At 70.9% G+C, this 15714-nt stretch carries 15 protein-coding genes and 1 pseudogene; 7 read left to right on the forward strand and 9 right to left on the reverse strand.

Going from position 1 to position 15714, the window contains the following annotated elements; all coding sequences use genetic code 11:
• Positions 1 to 188: 188 nt before the first annotated feature.
• Together LCH29_RS17490 and LCH29_RS17495 are read left to right on the forward strand one after the other, a co-directional pair.
• Complete coding sequence (locus tag LCH29_RS17490) at positions 189 to 539, forward strand: STAS domain-containing protein (RefSeq protein ID WP_446462646.1); 351 nt, start codon at positions 189 to 191, stop codon at positions 537 to 539.
• 217 nt (positions 540 to 756) lie between these two features.
• On the forward strand, positions 757 to 1221 hold the full coding sequence (locus tag LCH29_RS17495) for an STAS domain-containing protein (RefSeq protein ID WP_446462647.1): 465 nt from the start codon (positions 757 to 759) through the stop codon (positions 1219 to 1221).
• Between the two features lie 73 nt (positions 1222 to 1294).
• Here LCH29_RS17495 and LCH29_RS17500 read toward each other — a convergent pair whose 3' ends face one another.
• Both LCH29_RS17500 and snpA read right to left on the reverse strand, forming a co-directional pair.
• Positions 1295 to 1498, reverse strand: coding sequence for a hypothetical protein (locus tag LCH29_RS17500; protein WP_446462648.1), 204 nt, complete (start codon positions 1496 to 1498; stop codon positions 1295 to 1297).
• 215 nt (positions 1499 to 1713) lie between these two features.
• Positions 1714 to 2382, reverse strand: coding sequence for a snapalysin (gene snpA / locus LCH29_RS17505; protein WP_446462649.1), 669 nt, complete (start codon positions 2380 to 2382; stop codon positions 1714 to 1716).
• 247 nt (positions 2383 to 2629) lie between these two features.
• Between snpA and LCH29_RS17510 the strand changes: the two genes are divergently transcribed.
• Positions 2630 to 3676 (forward strand): LysR family transcriptional regulator, encoded by a 1047-nt coding sequence (locus LCH29_RS17510; protein ID WP_446462650.1) that lies wholly within the window; start codon positions 2630 to 2632, stop codon positions 3674 to 3676.
• Between the two features lie 21 nt (positions 3677 to 3697).
• On the opposite strand, the gene LCH29_RS17515 is transcribed toward LCH29_RS17510, so the two are convergent.
• The 3 genes from LCH29_RS17515 to sodN all read right to left on the reverse strand — a co-directional run bounded on the left by LCH29_RS17515 (position 3698) and on the right by sodN (position 7901).
• Positions 3698 to 4906, reverse strand: coding sequence for a serine hydrolase domain-containing protein (locus LCH29_RS17515; protein WP_446462651.1), 1209 nt, complete (start codon positions 4904 to 4906; stop codon positions 3698 to 3700).
• A gap of 136 nt (positions 4907 to 5042) precedes the next feature.
• Entirely contained in the window at positions 5043 to 7424 is a 2382-nt protein-coding gene (locus LCH29_RS17520) for a SpoIIE family protein phosphatase (protein ID WP_446462744.1), read from the reverse strand.
• Between the two features lie 81 nt (positions 7425 to 7505).
• A complete protein-coding gene (gene sodN / locus LCH29_RS17525) occupies positions 7506 to 7901 on the reverse strand; it encodes a superoxide dismutase, Ni (protein ID WP_055547886.1) in 396 nt (131 codons plus the stop codon).
• Between the two features lie 270 nt (positions 7902 to 8171).
• Here sodN and LCH29_RS17530 point away from each other — a divergent pair.
• Positions 8172 to 8339, forward strand: a pseudogene (locus tag LCH29_RS17530) (S24 family peptidase); the annotation flags it as partial.
• A gap of 107 nt (positions 8340 to 8446) precedes the next feature.
• Here LCH29_RS17530 and LCH29_RS17535 read toward each other — a convergent pair.
• Positions 8447 to 9112 carry a CGNR zinc finger domain-containing protein gene (locus tag LCH29_RS17535; protein WP_446462652.1) on the reverse strand — a complete coding sequence of 222 codons (666 nt, stop codon included), beginning with the start codon at positions 9110 to 9112 and terminating at the stop codon, positions 8447 to 8449.
• Between the two features lie 103 nt (positions 9113 to 9215).
• Here LCH29_RS17535 and LCH29_RS17540 point away from each other — a divergent pair, with 103 nt between their 5' ends.
• The gene (locus tag LCH29_RS17540; protein WP_446462653.1) at positions 9216 to 9992 is read left to right on the forward strand and encodes a class I SAM-dependent methyltransferase; all 777 of its coding nucleotides are present in this window, start codon (positions 9216 to 9218) and stop codon (positions 9990 to 9992) included.
• A gap of 53 nt (positions 9993 to 10045) precedes the next feature.
• Here the strand turns inward: LCH29_RS17540 and LCH29_RS17545 are convergent, their stop codons facing one another.
• Genes LCH29_RS17545 through LCH29_RS17555 form a run of 3 tightly spaced genes read right to left on the reverse strand, consistent with a single transcriptional unit; the run spans position 10046 to position 12755 of the window.
• Positions 10046 to 10807: an amino acid ABC transporter ATP-binding protein gene (locus tag LCH29_RS17545; protein ID WP_446462654.1), complete on the reverse strand. Its 762-nt coding sequence runs from the start codon at positions 10805 to 10807 to the stop codon at positions 10046 to 10048.
• Positions 10804 to 11742, reverse strand: coding sequence for an amino acid ABC transporter permease (locus tag LCH29_RS17550; RefSeq protein ID WP_446462655.1), 939 nt, complete (start codon positions 11740 to 11742; stop codon positions 10804 to 10806). Before LCH29_RS17550 ends, LCH29_RS17545 begins: the two co-directional genes overlap by 4 nt.
• Before the next feature lie 50 nt (positions 11743 to 11792).
• Positions 11793 to 12755 carry an ABC transporter substrate-binding protein gene (locus LCH29_RS17555; RefSeq protein WP_446462656.1) on the reverse strand — a complete coding sequence of 321 codons (963 nt, stop codon included), beginning with the start codon at positions 12753 to 12755 and terminating at the stop codon, positions 11793 to 11795.
• A 514-nt stretch (positions 12756 to 13269) separates the two neighbouring features.
• Between LCH29_RS17555 and LCH29_RS17560 the strand changes: the two genes are divergently transcribed.
• Together LCH29_RS17560 and LCH29_RS17565 are read left to right on the forward strand one after the other, a co-directional pair.
• Complete coding sequence (locus LCH29_RS17560; RefSeq protein ID WP_446462657.1) at positions 13270 to 14502, forward strand: NAD(P)-dependent malic enzyme; 1233 nt, start codon at positions 13270 to 13272, stop codon at positions 14500 to 14502.
• 178 nt (positions 14503 to 14680) lie between these two features.
• A complete protein-coding gene (locus LCH29_RS17565; protein WP_446462658.1) occupies positions 14681 to 15643 on the forward strand; it encodes a zinc-binding dehydrogenase in 963 nt (320 codons plus the stop codon).
• Positions 15644 to 15714 lie beyond the last annotated feature (71 nt).

Raw genomic sequence — 15714 nt, forward strand, 5'->3', positions numbered from 1 at the left:
GCCTTCGCGGGCCGGAAATAGGTCAACGACACGTGCCGGGCCGTTCATTGACTGGTCAGCCGATAGATGGGTATGTCATGTACTGAAGGGCCGGCCTGGACCCCCGGCGGTGCACGCACCCCGCCCGGACGTCGTGTCACCTCCAGAGCTCCGGTGTCGCGCGCCTCCACCCTGCCGAGGAGGCTTGCATGTTCGATGATCGGCCCGCCTTCGGCGTCCGTGTGCGTGTGCTGGGCGGTGTCACGGTCGCTGAGATCGCGGGAGAGCTGGACATCTTCGCCGCGGGACGGATCTCCGCACGGCTCGATTCCCTGGCCCGTACGGGATGCCCGGATCTGGTGCTGGACCTGCGGCACGTCACGTTCCTGGACTGCGCCGGGCTGTCGTTACTGTGCCGACTGCGCAACCGTGTGCTGGAGCGGGAGGGCCGGTTGCGGCTGGTCATCGTCGATCCGCGGTTCCTGCGACTGCTGCGGATGGTCCGGCTGGAGGACGCCTTCGAGGTGCTGGAGGATCTGACACCGGCGGTCGCGGGCTGATCAGGCGTCAATAGGAAGAAAAGAATTTCACTCGAACGAGCGTTTTTCGCTCGGAGAACGGCGCGTCCCTCTCTCTGTAACCGGCGGTCACCCCCTTACGCTCGCCTGCACGTCACCCAGGGCCCGGCGGAACTGCACCCGATGCTCCACTCTGCCCGCTTCCGGGAGTCCGAGGACGGTGAAAGGGGGCAGTGTGCCGTTCCGAGGGGAATTCGTGATGTCGCAGCAAGGCGCTCCCCGTGGCGCACCGATGCCGCAGGGGGCGTCACACGCGACGCCGGACGCAGCGCCGGGCTCCGACGCTGCCGCCGGTGACTTATGCCGCCTGCCGGACCACCCGGACCCGGCCCCGTACGCCCGTACGTCCCGCATCGGCGGATACACCGTCGTCGCCCTGCACGGTGAGATCGACATCGCCGGACTGGCGGGCGTCGGCCCGGCACTGGACGCCGCCACGGGCGCCCGGGCGCCCGAGGTCGTGGTCGACTTGACGCCGACGACGTTCTTCGACTGCTCCGGTCTGGGGCTGCTGTGCCGCGCTCAGCGAAGGGTGGCCGAGCGCGGCGGCCGGCTGCGGCTGGTGTGCGACGACCCGCTGATCCTGCGCACCCTGCGGGTGGGCGGGCTGCTCGATGCGCTCGGTCCGGTGGCCACGCTGGAGGACGCGATCGGCGAGGAGTGACACGTCGGACGGGTGGCGCATCGCAGGCGCGGTACGTCCGGGCGTCGCGCGGTGCCGTCAGACGCGCGGTGCGTCAGACGCGCGGCGGCGCCACGCCGTGGCCCCGGTGCGGCCGCCCGCGGCCCCATCGGCGGTGGCGGTGGCGGTGGCGGGCCGGGAGATCGCTGTGGCGATCGGGCGCGATCTTGTTGCCGGTCTGGGCGTTGAGGCGGTGGATCACCAGCACGCCCACGGCGATCATCGCCAGGATCACGACCACGTTGACGACGGTCTCCATGGTGTTCACTCCCTGGGGCCGGGCCCCGGCCTGGAGGAATTCCGGCAGAAATGCGCGAAACCTTGGTGAATACACCGTACCTCCGCCCGGAAGCGGGAGCGCCCCGCGTGCGGCTCTTCCCGGAACCACCCGCCGCCCGCACCGGCGTCGGGGGACCGGGTGCGGGCGGCGTGCCCTGATCAGTGGCTCAGGGACTCACAGTGACCTGGAGGCGTTCAGCGGGCCGTGGCGAGGTCCTTCTTCTGGAGGGCTGCCAGGCCGTTGGCCCACAACTGGTTCACGCGCTTGATCTCGGCCTGGTTGGGCTGCGAGTTCTTGCAGGACGTCCCCGGGCCGCCACCGGACATCAGCTCGCTGCACGGGCCCGAGTAGTGGTCCGGCAGGCCGAGCACATGGCCGGTCTCGTGCGCGGTGACCCGCGTGGAGTCGTACTGCTGGTTCTGCTTGTAGTCCAGGAAGATGTAGCCGCCGCCGTGGCCGTCGGTGCTCGCGTACGACCCTCTGGAGTCGTTGCCCTCGCGGTAGGTGAAGTCGGGGTTGCTGCCCTCCTTCAGCTTCACGTTGCTCACCGACGCGTTCCATATCTGGGTGCTGCGGGCTATCACCGACTTGAAGGTCGGCGCCGAACTGGCGCTGTAGGTGACGGTGACCGCGGCGGCCAGGCCGGGCGCCTTCGCCCGCTTGGCCAGCGCCGACTTCATGACGGCCTGGATGAAGGCGTCGGTGTCGGCCTTCTCCTCGGCGCCGGGGACGTACGCGGCGGTGGTGCCGGTCGTGGCCGACCGGGTGTGGTCGGGCGTGGCCGCCGACGCGGGCACGGCGGCGAGGCTCGCCGCCAGACCGAGGCCGAGGGTCGCGGACAGCGCCAACGTGGGAAGTGTCACGTGGGGGGCTCCTCATCGTCCTGGGGCCCCGGCCGCCGTGTGGGGTGCGGCGGTGGGAGCCCTGGGATGCACTCTTGGTGCCGCAGAGTCTTGAGGAGATCCGGCGTGGCGCAGAGATGCCAACCGGCGATAGTCCCATGGCATATCCCGCCACGGGTCGTGAATGCCGACTCGCCTCCGCAGAAAGGGGAATTGGCGCGGTTTCAGTGTCTGGTGTGACGCGCGAGAGCGCCGTTATGCTCCCGCCGTGGAGCTCGAGGTGAGGCACCTTCGTGCGCTGTGCGCCATCGCCGACACCGGCAGCCTACGGAAGGCGGCGCGGCAGCTGGGCATGAGCCAGCCCTCTTTGACGACACAGCTCCGGCGCATCGAGAACACCGTCGGCGGCCGGTTGTTCTCGCGGGAGGTCACCGGCAGCCGTCCCACCCCGCTCGGACGGTCCCTGCTGAACCGGGCCCGGCCCATCGTGGCCGACATGAACGCCCTCGTCAGCGAGGTCCGGTTGGAGGTGGGGCAGGCCACGGGCGAGGCCCTGCGCATCGGCAGCACCGGCAGCAGGGCCGTGGTCGGGTGGCTGCGCAGGCTCCGTGCCCGCTTCCCGGACACCGACACCACCATCCACATGGACGTGTCCGCGAACGCGCTGCTGGAGATGGTGGCCGCGCAGCAGCTCGACGCCGCCTTCGTCCACGAGGTCGAGGGCGCCCCGCTGCGGATCCCCGAAGGGGTGCGGCGCCGGGTGCTGCTGGCCCGCGAGCCACAGTTCGTGGCCCTCGCCGAGACGCACCCGGCCGCCGACGCACCGGTGGTGCGGCTCACGGACCTCGCCGACGACCAGTGGATGGTCGACCCCGCGGGGGACGGCGAAGGGCCCGGCCTGCGCCGCGTCCTCACCGCCGCCGGGCTGAACCCCCGCGTGGTGTACGGGGACTATCTGACCGCCGCCGACCTGGTCGCCTCCGGGGAGGTGGTCGCCCCCTGCCAGCCCACGGCCCGGTCGCGTCCGGGCATGGTGGTGCGGCCGCTGCACGGGGATCCGCTGACGGTCGGGCTGTACCTGGCCTCGCGCGCGCCGGACGCGGATGCCCCGGACGCGGGCGGCGCGGCCGTCTCCGCCGACGTCGACGCGCTCTTCGCCGAGCTGGAGACCGCGTACCTGGAGATCGCCTGGGCGAGCGACGCCTACCGCCAGTGGCTGCTGCGCAACGACAGCCCGCTGGTGCGGATCCGCGACGCCCGTACGCCGGTCCCGCTGGCCGACATCGGCCTCGCGGGCCCGTCGGACGGCGCGTAGCGCCTGCCGGGCGCCGCTGCCTCAGTCGTCGATCGCCTGGTAGGCCAGCGTCCAGAAGTCGAGGTACACCGGCGAGAACTGCGGGAACTGCGCGCGCTGGGTCAGCAGCACCGCCACCATCTGCTCCGCGGGATCCGAGGCCCAGGACGTGCCGAGCCCGCCGTCCCAGCCGAACCGCCCCGGCACCGCGGCGACCCCGTCCCGCCCGGTGACCACCGAAACCCCGAACCCCCAGCCCAGGTTGTCCCACGCCCCCGGGAGGAGGCCGGACACCGCCTTCTGGGCGGGCGTCAGCTGATCGGTCGTCATCAGCTCCACGGACGGCCGGGACAGGATGCGCCCGCCACCGTCGTACCGGCCCCGGTCCAGCATCATCCGGCCGAACGCCAGGAAGTCGTCCACCGTGGAGACCAGGCCCCCGCCGCCGTCCGGGAACGCGGGCGGCGCGGCCCACCGGCTGTCCTCGACCCCGTCGTACGGTTCGGGCTTCCCCGTTCCGGGGCCGGCGACGTATGAGGTGGCCAGCCGGCCGAGCTTCTCCCGCGGTACGTGGAAGCCGGTGTCCGCCATGCCCAGCGGTTCGAAGATGCGCTCCCGCAGAAAGTCCTCCAGCGGGCGGCCGGTCGCCCGCGCCAGAGCCACGCCCAGTACCTGGGAGCCGGTGTGGTACAGCCACTTCTCGCCCGGCTGGTGCATCAGCGGCAGGGTGCCCAGGCGCCGCATCCACTCATCGGGGTCCGGCGCCGCGGTGGGGTCCGGCATCCCCGGCCCCACCCCCAGCTCCTGGACCGCGCGCGCCATGGGAGCGTCCTGCGGGCCCATCAGCATGCCGTGGCCCAGCCGGAACGTCAGCAGATCGCGCACGGTGATCGGGCGGACCGCCGGAACGGTGTCCTCCAGCGGTCCGTCGATCCGGCGGAGCACCCGCCGGTCGGCCAGCTCGGGCAGCAGCGCGTCCACCGGGTCGTCCAGCCGCAGCACGCACTCCTCGACCAGGATCATCGCCGCGACCGCGATCACCGGCTTGGTCATCGAGGCGATCCGGAAGATCGTGTCCCGGCGCATCGGGTCCGCGCCGCCGAACGCCTTCGTACCGATCACATCGACATGCGTCTCACCGCGCCTGCTGAGCGCCGTGATCAGCCCGGGCGCCTCGCCCCGGTCGACATGGCGGGCCAGCACGTCGTGCATCCGGCCCAGTCGCGCGGTCGAGAATCCTCCGGCGTTCATGTGCGGTCCCCATTCGTCCGTGAGAGTGCCCGGTGAGGGCTCGGGTAAGGGGGACCGCGCGGTGGGCCGGAACTCATCGGGCCGTGTGTGGGAATCTTCACGGCGACAGCAACATCAGTGGCCGACAGGTGGCGGATCAGCCCAGGTCGGGCCGTGCGCCGGGCAGTGGCTGCTCCGCCCAGATGGTCTTCCCGTCCGCGGTCTGCCGACTGCCCCAGCGGCGGCTGAGCTGGGCGACCAGCAGCAGCCCGCGGCCGCCCTCGTCGAAGGTGCGGGCGCGGCGCAGATGCGGGGCGGTGTTGCTGGCGTCGGACACCTCGCAGATCAGCGAGTGGTCGTGGATCAGGCGCAGCTGGATGGGCGGCAGCGCGTGCCGGATGGCGTTGGTGACCAGCTCGCTGACGACCAGTTCGGTGGTGAACACGGCGTCGTCCAGACCCCAGTCGGTCAGCCGCTCGGTGACGTCCCGGCGGGACCGGGCGACACAGGCGGGGTCGGCGGGCACGTCCCAGGTGGCCACGTGCGCCGCGTCCAGGGCGTGGGTGCGGGCGAGGAGCAGGGCGACGTCGTCCAGCACGCCCTGCTCGGGCAGCAGAGCGCGCAGAACGGAGTCGCACGTGCCCTCCAGCGAGGCGGCGGGGCGGGTCAGCGCATCGGCCAGCAGCACGCGCCCCTCGTCCACGTCCCGGTCCCAGCCGCCCAGCAGGCCGTCGGTGTAGAGGGCGAGCACGGTGTCCTCGGGCAGTTCGAGGTCCATCACCTCGAACGGCAGCCCGCCGACTCCCAGCGGCGGACCCACCGGCAGCGGTACGAACTCCACCGGGCCGCCGGGGGTGACCACGGCCGGTGCGGGATGTCCGGCCGCGGCCATGGCGCAGTGGTGCGTCACCGGGTCGTAGACCGCGTACAGGCAGGTGGCGCCGACGTCCCCGGCGGTCTCCTCGTCCCCGGCCTCCGCGGACAGATGGATCACCAGGTCGTCGAGATGGGTGAGGAGTTCGTCCGGCGGCAGGTCCACATCGGCGAGGGTCCGCACCGCGGTGCGCAGCCGCCCCATGGTGGCCGACGCCTGGATGCCGTGGCCGACCACATCGCCCACCACCAGGGCGACCCGCGCCCCGGACAGCGGAATCACATCGAACCAGTCCCCGCCCGCCGCCGTGTACGGCCCGGCGGGCAGATAGCGGGACGCCACCTCCACCGCCGACGGCCGGAGCACCGCCTGCGGCAGCAGGCTGTGCTGGAGGGCCAGCGCGGTGTCGCGCTCCCGGGTGAAGCGGCGGGCGTTGTCCACACAGACCGCGGCCCGCGTGGTGATCTCCTCGGCCAGCAGCACATCGTCCTGGGCGAACGGTTCGGGGCGGCGGTGGCGGTTGAACACGGCCACTCCGAGGGTCGTCCCCCTCGCCCGGATCGGTACCGACATGATCGAATGGACACCGTACTCCTGGAACATGGCGCCGCGGGCCGGCTTGAGGGCGGCCCACGCCGTGATGACGGGATCGTCGGTGGTGTAGATGATGGGCCGCCCCGCCACCAGGCACTCGGCCATCGGCGAGACCTCCGGATAGGTGTCCACCTGCCCCGGCGCGATCACCGCCTCGCGGGTCCCCTCGTGAATCGACTGATGGGCGGCGCGGCGCAGCACGATCGGACCGGTGAGCGGTCCTGGCGGCAGCTCCTCGTCCTGGTCGAGCCGGTCCAGCAGATCGACGGTCACGAAGTCGGCCAGCCGCGGTACGCACACCTCGGCCAGCTCCTGCGCGGTGCGGGTGATGTCGAGGGTGCTGCCGATTCGTACGCTGGCCTCGCTCAGCAGCAGCAGCCGCTGCCGGGCCCGGTACTGCTCGGTGATGTCGTGCGCCGCCAGGCAGACGCCGTGTACCTGGCCGTCCTTGGTCTTCAGCGGCGCGAAGTGGGCCGACCAGGCGTGCTCGCGCTGCTCGCCGCCGGTGCGCGGATACGTCTCCATATGGCGTCGTTCGCCGGTGCGCAGCACGTGCCGCATCAGCGCTTCGAGCCCCTCGCTGCGCAGCTTCCCGGAGATGTCCGCGAGCCGCAGCCCCTGGAGGTCGTCCGCGGGCAGGCCGATGACGCGCGCCATCTCGGCGTTCACCTTGCGCAGCCGCAGATCGGTGTCGTAGATCGCCATGGGGCAGGGCGACTGGGCGTACGCCCAGGTCAGGAGCGTTACGTCGGAGGGTGCCGCGGCATCCTCGGAGGGCAGCGGGGCGACCAGCAGCCAGCCGTCCCCGGTGCGGTGGGCCAGCAGCGCCACCTCCACCCGGTGCCCGTCGTGGTGGCGCACCGCCAGCGTGCCGCGCCAGCGCATCCGCACCGCCCGGGCGCGTTCCACCACGCCGTCGACCGGCTCGGCGAGCAGCGCCGCGGCAGACCGCCCCACCACCTCCGACGGCGGATATCCGAGCAGCCGCCGGGCGCCGTCGTTCCAGCCGGTCACCGTGGCATCACCGCTGACGGTGACCCGCGCCGCGCCCGCTTGGTCCACGTGTTCCAGTATGGCCGTTAAAAGAAGACCGCACCCGGCCGCGGTGGCGGGCCGGGTGCGGGCAGGGGGCGTGTCGGCCCCGGGGCCGGGTCAGGCCTTCTTGGTCTCCCAGAAGATCTTGTCGATCTGGGCGATGTAGTCCAGGGCCTTCTGACCCGTGGCCGGGTCGGTCGAGCCCTTGGCGGCGCTGAGCGCCTTCAGGGTCTCGTTGACCAGCTGGTGCAGCTCCGGGTACTTCTCGAAGTGCGGGGGCTTGAAGTAGTCGCTCCACAGCACCGAGACGTGGTGCTTCGCCAGCTCCGCGCGCTCCTCCTTGATGGTGGTGGCGCGGGCACGGAAGTGCGGGTCCTCGTTGGCCTGGAACTTCTCCTGGATGGCCTTGACGGACTCGGCCTCGATGCGGGCCTGGGCCGGGTCGTACACGCCGCACGGCAGGTCGCAGTGCGCGCTGACCTGAACCTTGGGGGCGAACAGGCGGGAGAGCATAGAGCTGTCCTTCCATTCGTGATCGTCTTCTCAGGTGCGAGATTACTCCGTGTGGGAAGGCTTTTCTCGGGCGGGCCGGGGGGCTTAGGTCAAAAGTCCGGTGACAGTCCGGGAGCCTTGAGGGTGTGACCTGGGATGGTGTGGGCGGATGGTGGCGTACGGACCGGAGGTGCCGTGATGCAGGAGCAGCTGCACGATCGCGGGCAGGAGAAGGGCCGCGAGCAGCACGGACTGCTGCGGATGGGGCTGGCCGAGGTGTACAACCCGTCGATGCAGCCGTCGCTGTACCCGGGTGACCAGTTGGTGGTGCGGTACGGGGTGCCCGTGCGGCCGGGGGACGTGGTGGTGCTCCGGCATCCCTTCCGGCAGGACCTGCTCATCGTCAAGCGCGCGGTGGAGCGCCGCGACGGCGGCTGGTGGGTGATGGGGGACAACCCGGACGTGGAGAACGACAGCCGGGAGTTCGGCGTCGTGCCGGACGAGCTGGTGGTGGCGCGGGCGTGGGTGCGGGTGCGGCCGCTGCCGGGGCGGGCCGGGGCCCGGGGTCAGCGGTCGATGGCGGGGCTGCTGTCGTGGGCGGTGTCGGCGGTGCGGCCGGTGCGGTCGCGGTCGCGCGCCAGGGGTGCGGGTGCGGGGTCGGCCGAGCGGCCCGCGTCGAGGCGTTTACGGGCGCGGTAGGCGGCGACGTTGGCGCGGGTGGCGCAGCGGTCCGAGCAGTAGCGCCGGGATCGATTTGTCGATGTGTCGAGGTAGGCGTTACGACAGGGCGGGGCCTCGCAGATGCCGAGCCGGTCCGCGCCCAGTTCGGTGAGGTGGAACGCGAGCCCCATGGAGGCGGTCGCGGCGAAACCGGCGCTGGCGTTGGCGGCGTAGTCGGCGATGTGCATGTGCCAGTTGGGGCGGCCGTCCTCGTCCCGCAGCTCGTGCCCGGAGATCTGCGGGCTCACCGGGAACTCGATGAGCAGCGCGTTGAGCAGGTCCACCGCCAGGACCTCGTCACCGTCCGCCGCCGCCTCGAAGACCGCGCGCAGCCGGGCCCGGACCGACCGCAGCCGGGTGACGTCGGCGTCCGTCGCGCGCCGGGTCGCCTGCTGGCTCTCGCCGAAGAGGGTCCGTACGGCGTCGACCGAGGTGAGCGCGTCGGTGCCCCGTGCGGGCTCCTCGCTGTTGACCAGACGCACGGCGAGATCTGAGTAATAAGCCAGTTCCACTTGTGGTCCTTACGGAGGCGGTCTAGGGTCGGTTCGGTCAGGTCGGGTAATGGGCGCTCTAGGCGCCAGGGTATTACGGACTACGACGGCTTGGAGGAACGCGATGACCGAGACCCTCGCCGCGGCGGACTGGCGGGCGTGGCAACGGAGCTGGGACCGGCAGCAGGAGTGGTACCTCCCCGATCGTGAGGAGCGGTTCCGGGCGATGCTCGACGCGGTCGAGGCGCTGGTCGGTCCGGAGCCGAGAATCCTCGACCTCGCGTGCGGCACGGGCAGTATCTCGGATCGGGCCCTGCGCCGCTTCCCCGGCGCCACCGGCACCGGCGTCGATCTGGACCCCGCGCTGCTGGCCATCGCGCGCGGGTACTTCGCGGGGGACGGCCGCATCACCTTCGTCAGCGTGGACCTGCGCGACCCCGGGTGGACGGGGCGGCTGCCGCACCCCACGTACGACGCGGTGCTCACCGCCACCGCCCTCCACTGGCTGCGCTCCGATGAACTCCGGACGCTGTACGGCCAGGTGGCGGGGGTGCTGCGGGACGGCGGGGTGTTCCTGAACGCCGACCACATGCCGGACCCGGACACCCCCCGGCTCAACGACGCCGACCGTACGTACCGCAAGGAGCGGCAGGCCCGGGCCAAGGCCGAGGGCGCCCAGGACTGGGTGGACTGGTGGGGCGCCGCCGCCGCGGACCCGGTGCTGGCGGAGCCCGTCGCGGAGCGGTTCACGATCTTCGGCAACCCGGCGGACGGCGACCACGCGGACGGCGAGGTGCAGTCCGCGGGCTGGCACGCGGACGCGCTGCGCGAGGCGGGGTTCGCCGAGGCGCGGCCCGTGTGGTGCTCGGTCTCGGACGCGATGGTGCTCGGGCTCAAGTGACGGCCGAGGGCGGTACGGAGCCTCATGCCCCGTACCGCCCTCGCGTCGTATTCCTAGAGCACCTTCGACAGGAAGGACTTCGTCCGCTCGTGCTGCGGGTTCGTCAGCACCTCACGCGGAACCCCGGACTCCACGACCACGCCGTCGTCCATGAAGACGACCGAGTCGCCGACCTCCCGGGCGAAGCCCATCTCATGGGTGACGACGATCATCGTCATGCCGTCCTCCGCGAGCCCCCGCATCACATCGAGGACGTCCCCGACCAGCTCCGGGTCGAGCGCCGAGGTCGGCTCGTCGAAGAGCATCAGCTTCGGCTCCATGGCCAGCGCCCGCGCGATCGCGACCCGCTGCTGCTGGCCGCCGGAGAGCTGCGAGGGGTAGTTGCCCGCCTTGTCGGCGAGGCCCACCCGGTCCAGCAGCTTCAGCGCGCGCTCCCGGGCGACCGCCTTGGTCTCGCGTTTGACCTGCACCGGCGCCTCGATCACGTTCTCCAGCGCGGTCATGTGCGGGAAGAGGTTGAAGCGCTGGAAGACCATGCCGATGTCGCGGCGCTTGGCGGCGACCTCGCGGTCCTTCAGCTCGAAGAGCTTGTCGCCCTTCTGCCGGTAGCCGACCAGGTCGCCGTCCACGTACAGCCGCCCGGAGTTGATCTTCTCCAGGTGGTTGATGCAGCGCAGGAACGTGGACTTCCCGGATCCGGACGGGCCGATCAGACAGAACACCTCGCGCGGGGCGACCTCGAGGTCGATCCCCTTGAGGACCTGTACGGCGCCGAAGGACTTGTGGACGCCCTCGGCCTTCACCATGGCGTTCATGCGCTCACGCCTCCCTGGCGGTTGGAGCCGGACAGCAGGTTGACCCGGATGCGCTGCAACGGCGTCGCGGGCAGGTTCCGGGAGGTGCCGCGCGCGTAGTAGCGCTCCAGGTAGTACTGGCCCACGCTGAGCACCGAGGTGAGGATCAGGTACCAGGCGGCGGCGAGGAAGAGCATCTCGGCGGTGGCGCCGGAGTTCTGGCCGACCTCCGAGGTGGCCTGGAGCAGGTCCCAGTACTGGACCGCGATCACCAGCGAGGTGGTCTTGAGCATGTTGATGAACTCGTTGCCGGTCGGCGGCACGATCACCCGCATGGCCTGCGGCAGGACGACCCGGCGCAGCGTCTTGGCGTGGCTCATGCCCAGCGCCTGGGCGGCCTCGGTCTGGCCCTCGTCGACGGACTGGATGCCCGCCCGGCAGATCTCCGCCATGTACGCGGCCTCGTTCAGCCCGAGGCCCAGCAGGGCGGCCAGGAACGGGGTCATGAAGTCCGACCACTCGTCCTTGTAGATCGGCATGATGTTGATGTACTTGAAGACCAGCCCCAGGTTGAACCACACCAGCAGCTGCACATAGACCGGGGTGCCGCGGAAGAACCAGATGTAGCCCCAGGCGATGGAGGACGTCACCGGGTTCTTCGAGAGCCGCATCACGGCCAGGACGATGCCGAGGGCCACGCCGAGCACCATCGAGAGGATGGTGATCCAGATGGTGTTGCGGACACCCTTGAGGACTTCGCCGTCGAAGAAGTAGTCCGGGATGGCGGCCCAGTTCACGTCGCCCTTGGCGAAGGCGTAGACGAGCATCGCCAGCACGGCGATGGCGACGACCGCGGAGACCCAGCGGCCGTAGTGCCGCACCGGGATGGCCTTGATGTTCTCCGGTGCGGGAGACGGGGTGCCGACGGGCCCCGTCTTGTCGATCTTCGTTGTCACGGGTGAGTGCCTTTCAGCGCGAGCGCGCGAGCTTCAGGGTCGGGCCGGGGTCACTTGCCGCCGTTGATGATGGCCTTGGTGACCGCGCCGTCCTTGACGCCCCACTTCGCGACGATCTTGTCGTATTCGCCGTTCGCGATGATGAGGGCGAGCGCCTGCTGGAGGGCGTCGCGCAGCTCGGTGTTGTCCTTGGAGACGGCGATGCCGTACGGGGCGGCGTCCACCTGATCGCCGACCAGCTGGAAGTCCTTGCCGCCACCCGAGGTCTTCACCGCGTACGCGGCCACCGGGAAGTCGCTGGACCCCGCTGCGGCGCCCCCGCCGCGCAGCCGGGTCTGGGCCTCGGTGTCATTGCCGAACGCCTCGACCGCGATCTTCCCCTTGCCGCTCTTGTCGCACTTCTTCGACTCCGCCTTGGCCAGATCGTGCGAGACGGTGCCGCGCTGCACGACGATCTTCTTGCCGCAGAGGTCGTCCCAGGTCTTGATGCCCTGGTCGGCGCCCTTCTTGGTGTAGATCGAGACCCCGGCGGTGAAGTAGTCGACGAAGTCGACGCCCTCGCCGGCCTTCTTGCCGGTGTCGGGGTCGACGCCGTCCTGACGGCCCTTGTTGTCGGTCATGGCCGACATGGCGATGTCGTAGCGCTGCGACCGCAGACCGGACAGCAGGGTGTCGAACGTGGCGTTGTTGAACTCGAAGGTGACGCCGAGCTCCTTGCCGAGCGCGTTCGCCAGGTCCGGGTCGAGCCCCATGACCTTGCCGTTCTTCTTGAACTCGACCGGCGGGTAATTGATGTCGGAGCCGACCTTGATCACACCCGCGTCCTGGATCTTCTGCGGCAGCTTGCTGAAGAGCGGACCCTTGTCGGCGGCGTTGCTGGAATTACCCTGCTTCGCCTTGTTGGTCTGGTCGCCACAGCCCGTCAGCAGCAGGGCGCCCACGACCACGACGGCGCCGACAGCGGCCGTCCGGGACTTCGTGGTGACCCGGCGACGCGTGAAGCTGGCGGTCATGCTGGTTCCTCCGGCAGGGTGAGAGGGTGTCCGAGGGTCGGGAACACGCGTATGGGTGTCGCGATCTCGTGTGATTGGGGCATCTTGCCATCTGGACGGGCACGCCCGTACGGCGATCCATGTCAAAATCGGATAACGGGCGATCCCCGTGGTGCACAGGAAACGGACACCGGGCTGGACAGCCCAGGTGCGAGGAGCGGTACGAAATTGTGATCATGCGGCGAATGACGCGTGACGGCAGCATGCATATTCGAGGCTGCTTCGACCGCTTCCGACGGTTTTGAGAAGTTTCCGAACACCACCGCAACGGAACCCGCTCGTTCTGGGCGCGCGCTTCCGGTAGAACAGACGGCTACCCCCCTCATCCGGGGCTCAGGACGCGAGTGCGACGCGTCCGGCGTCCGTATCTGACTCCGCGTGGCAGGTAACTGCCCCGCGGCACCGGACGCGGTGCCCGCCCGCTCCCAACCCGGGGCGGCTACCCTCGACAGAAAAACGACAAAGGGGTCTAAAAGTGGCAGCGGAGATGGTGAATCCTCGCAGCGACAACGCAAGCGACAGCGGCGAAGGAGCCGACGGAGTGACCGACGGAGAGCCCTTCGATCCCGCTTTCGCGCTGCACCGCGGCGGCAAGATGGCCGTCCAGGCGACCGTGCCCGTGCGCGACCGGGACGACCTGTCCCTCGCCTACACGCCGGGCGTCGCCAAGGTGTGCAGCGCAATCGCCGAACAGCCCGAACTCGTCCATGACTACACCTGGAAGTCCCAGGTCGTGGCCGTCGTGACGGACGGCAGCGCGGTGCTCGGGCTCGGCGACATCGGCCCGGAGGCATCCCTGCCGGTGATGGAGGGCAAGGCGATCCTCTTCAAGCAGTTCGGCGGCGTGGACGCGGTGCCCATCGCGCTCGACTGCCGGGACGTGGACGAGATCGTCGAGACCGTCGTCCGGTTCGCGCCCTCGTTCGGCGGCGTCAATCTGGAGGACATCTCCGCGCCCCGCTGCTTCGAGATCGAGCGCAAGCTCCAGGAGCGCGTCGACATCCCGATCTTCCACGACGACCAGCACGGCACGGCGGTCGTCACCCTGGCCGCGCTGCGCAACGCGGCCAAGCTGACGGACCGCTCCCTCGGCCAGCTGCGCGCCGTCATCTCCGGAGCGGGCGCTGCCGGTGTGGCCATCGCCCGGATCCTCACCGAGGCGGGCATCGGAGACGTCGCGGTCTGCGACCGCAAGGGCGTCGTCTCCCCGGACCGCGAGGACCTCACCGAGGTCAAGCGCGAGCTGGCCGGCTTCACCAACAAGGCGGGGCTCACCGGTTCGCTGGAGGCCGCGATGGACGGCGCCGACGTCTTCATCGGCGTCAGCGGCGGCACGGTGGCGGAGGAGGCCGTGGCGAAGATGGCGCCCGGCGCCTTCATCTTCGCGATGGCCAACCCCAACCCGGAGATCCACCCCGAGGTCGCCCACCAGCACGCGGCCGTGGTCGCCACCGGGCGCAGCGACTTCCCGAACCAGATCAACAACGTGCTCGCCTTCCCCGGCATCTTCGCCGGTGCCCTCCAGGTCCGGGCCTCCCGGATCACCGAGGGCATGAAGCTCGCCGCCGCCGAGGCACTGGCCTCCGTCGTGGCCGACGAGCTGAGCGCGGACAAGGTCATCCCCTCGCCGTTCGACGAGCGGGTCGCCCCGGCCGTGACCGCGGCCGTGGCCGCCGCCGCCCGCGCGGAGGGCGTGGCGCGCCGCTGAGCCACACGGTCCGCCGACCGCCGACCGGCGCGCGGGGCCGGGTCGTCCACGGGGCGGCCCGGCCCCGCCGTTCGGCTCCGGTGCGGTGCCCGGGCGGCGCTCGGGCGGCGCCCGGGGCGGTGTGACTCACATCGCGGCGTGGTTCCGTCGTCTTCCGCCGCGGCCTATGGTCGGGATCATGTTCGCTGCCTACGCCGCACGTATCGACCGCGACCAGCCGCTCAGCGGCCTCGAACTGGGCGAGCGCCCCGAGCCGGAGGCACGCCCCGGCTGGACGACCGTCAGCGTCAAGGCCGCCTCGCTCAACCACCACGACCTGTGGTCGCTGCGCGGGGTGGGACTCGGCGAGGAGTCGCTGCCCATGATCCTCGGCTGTGACGCCGCCGGGATCGACGAGGACGGCAACGAGGTCGTCCTCCACTCGGTCATCGGCCAGAGCGGTCACGGCGTCGGACCGCGTGAGCCCCGCACCATCCTCACCGAGCGCTACCAGGGCACCTTCGCGGAGAAGGTCACCGTCCCCACCTGGAATCTGCTGCCCAAGCCGAAGGAGCTGTCCTTCGAGGAGGCCGCGTGCCTCCCGACGGCCTGGCTGACCGCCTACCGCATGCTGTTCACCAACGCGGGCGTACGGCCCGGCGACAGCGTGCTCGTGCAGGGCGCGGGCGGCGGCGTGGCCACCGCCGCGATCGTGCTGGGTGCCGCCGCCGGGCTGCGGATGCTCGCCACCAGCCGGGACGAGGCCAAGCGCAAGCGCGCGGTCGAACTCGGCGCCGAGGGGGCGTACGAGCCGGGCGAGCGGCTGCCGCGGCGGGTGGACGCGGTGATCGAGACGGTCGGCGCCGCGACCTGGTCGCATTCGGTGAAGTCCCTCAAGCCGGGCGGCACGCTCGTCATCTCGGGCGCCACCAGCGGCCCCAACCCGCAGGCCACCGAGCTGAACAGGATCTTCTTCCTGGAGCTGAAGGTCGTCGGGTCCACGATGGGCGGCAAGGACGAGCTGGAGGACCTGCTGAGCTTCTGCGCGGCGCGCGGGGTGCGGCCGGTGATCGACTCGGTGCTGCCGCTGGACCGGGCGCGCGAGGGGTTCGAGAAGATGGCGGGCGGCGACCTGTTCGGCAAGGTCGTGCTGACGGTCTGAGGGCTGACTGGCTCCGCGGGCCTGACCGACGGTCATATGTGGCGGATATTGCACCCTTGTTCGATCTTTCG

The organism is Streptomyces sp. BRA346 (assembly GCF_052851135.1).

Coding starts and splice junctions, on each gene's coding strand:
- LCH29_RS17515 (WP_446462651.1), bottom strand. CDS start 4,906: ATGAACGCCGGAGGATTCTCGACCGCGCGACTGGGCCGGATGCACGAC.
- LCH29_RS17490 (WP_446462646.1), top strand. CDS start 189: ATGTTCGATGATCGGCCCGCCTTCGGCGTCCGTGTGCGTGTGCTGGGC.
- LCH29_RS17545 (WP_446462654.1), bottom strand. CDS start 10,807: ATGAACGCCATGGTGAAGGCCGAGGGCGTCCACAAGTCCTTCGGCGCC.
- LCH29_RS17500 (WP_446462648.1), bottom strand. CDS start 1,498: ATGGAGACCGTCGTCAACGTGGTCGTGATCCTGGCGATGATCGCCGTG.
- LCH29_RS17495 (WP_446462647.1), top strand. CDS start 757: ATGTCGCAGCAAGGCGCTCCCCGTGGCGCACCGATGCCGCAGGGGGCG.
- LCH29_RS17555 (WP_446462656.1), bottom strand. CDS start 12,755: ATGACCGCCAGCTTCACGCGTCGCCGGGTCACCACGAAGTCCCGGACG.
- LCH29_RS17540 (WP_446462653.1), top strand. CDS start 9,216: ATGACCGAGACCCTCGCCGCGGCGGACTGGCGGGCGTGGCAACGGAGC.
- LCH29_RS17565 (WP_446462658.1), top strand. CDS start 14,681: ATGTTCGCTGCCTACGCCGCACGTATCGACCGCGACCAGCCGCTCAGC.
- sodN (WP_055547886.1), bottom strand. CDS start 7,901: ATGCTCTCCCGCCTGTTCGCCCCCAAGGTTCAGGTCAGCGCGCACTGC.